General features: G+C 53.4%; 2 protein-coding genes. One reads left to right on the top strand and one right to left on the bottom strand.

Features of this window, described 5'->3' with window-relative positions:
• On the bottom strand, window positions 1-363 hold a 363-nt coding region (locus ALB80_RS21610; RefSeq protein ID WP_157054309.1), incomplete at its 3' end, for an AraC family transcriptional regulator ligand-binding domain-containing protein.
• Window positions 364-543: 180 nt separating this feature from the next.
• On the opposite strand from ALB80_RS21610, the gene ALB80_RS21615 reads away from it, so the two are divergent.
• The coding region (locus tag ALB80_RS21615; protein WP_172677937.1) for an amidohydrolase family protein at window positions 544-1,893 on the top strand (1,350 nt) is incomplete at its 3' end.

Raw genomic sequence — 1,893 nt, forward strand, 5'->3', positions numbered from 1 at the left:
CGTAACGGCATTGGATTCCTTGGAAACCGCTTGTGTGAACCTGGTAAAGAAGTCTCCCAATGTAAGGGCTTCTGCCAGCATATCGCCAAGCGGGAGAAATTTGACAAGATCGACGGATTGCCCGACCCGTGCGCAAAAATCCGGTGAAGTGGCTTCTGCCACGGCCTGATAGATTTGGTAGACGGTATCGTGGCGAAGGAAGTTCTTCGGGTCCATTACCTGCGCTTCGTTCAAACCCAGAGGATCAAGAACAAACGCGGGTTCGACCCCCACGCTGCGAAGCGCTGCGACAACCGGGCCCGCAACTGAAGCCCTGACGAGTGGCAGCGACTGATCCGTGTTATTATCAAGTCTTCTTGTCATCTCTTCTCCAGAAACTCGCAATATTCCCGAGTGTAAGAAATTCCCACAAAAAAATTATGAAACCATGCAGTTTCCCAAAACTATTTTTCTCGAATCGGAAATCTGTCAGGCATCAAGTTATTCGAATTCTATAATGATTCTTAAATGTGCCTTTTGCGATTCTTGTTGATAGGAGCCCTGATGAACGGATGTCTGAAGCGCATACTTGTGCCCGCAGTACTGGCTGCGAGCCATCTGTTTCCAACTCATGCCGCTTCACAGGAGGAAAGCGTCCCGATCCTTTTTACAAATGTTCATGTCTTTGACGGGGTGAACGAGGCGCGGATCGAGAACGCAAACGTGTTGGTCGTCGATAACCTGATCGCCGAGGTCTCGACTGAGCCGCTTGCCGTCGCCAATGCGCAAGTCATCGACGGTGGTGGACGCACGCTGATGCCCGGAATGCATGACCAGCACGTTCATCTCTTGGTCTTCAATCCGCTCAGCGACGGGTTGCGCCAGAACATCACTCCATTCCATCTTGGCGGCGTCGCCACAATCCGGTCCGAGCGCATCCTGATGAATGGGTTCACCACTGTCCGGGACCTAGGCGGACCAGCAAAATCCATCGCTCGCATTATAGATTCCGGCATGTTTCCCGGGCCGCGCATTTACTCCTCTGAAGCCTTCATCACCCAGACATCCGGGCACGCGGACTTCCGTAAACTGAACGACCGGCATCCCACACTGTCTGGGCAAGGACCATCACATTGGGTCGAAAGTGAAATGAGCTTTATAGCCGATGGGCCGGATCAGATCCGGATGGCTGTACGCGAGAACCTGCGCCGCGGGGCAACCCAGATCAAAATTATGGTCAGCGGCGGTGTTACGTCCGAGTTCGACCCCCTGCATTCGCTTCAGTACCAAGCCGATGAAATCCAGATGGCAGTCAAAACCGCCGAACAGTGGGGCACTTATGTAACCTGCCATGTGTTCACTGAACAGGCGATCCGAAACTGTATCGACAATGGCGCGAAGACCGTCGAACACATCCCGTTTCTGACTCCAGAAGTGGCCGAGGTCATGGTTCAAAAACAGATCATGTTTGCGACCGCCGTGGCTCCGGTCTACTCGGTCTCCACCGAACAGGCCGAAGCATTTTACACACCAGCGTCGTTTGCGAAGTGGAAGACGGTGCGGGATGCCGCGGCCAACATGATTGAAGTAATTCAAACCACGCCAGGCATGATCGACCTCTATACCCTGGGCACTGACCTCATCAACAACTGGGACCAAACGCTAGAGCAGGACAAGAAGATGAGCGACGAGTTCAAATACCTGCTTGAAGCGAATTTCACACCCTTCGACATTTTGCGCATCGCAACGTCAAACGGCGCGCGCATGAACCGTCTTACAGGTTTGAACAATCCTTATCAGGACGGCCCGCTGGGTGTGGTCGAAGAGGGTGCATACGCCGATCTTCTATTGGTCGATGGGAACCCGCTGGAGGACATCCTGCTGCTGTCCGATCCCGACACCAATCTGAAGATC

This window comes from Ruegeria sp. 6PALISEP08, assembly GCF_001238295.1.
In the GTDB taxonomy this organism is placed as follows: Bacteria; Pseudomonadota; Alphaproteobacteria; order Rhodobacterales; family Rhodobacteraceae; genus Ruegeria.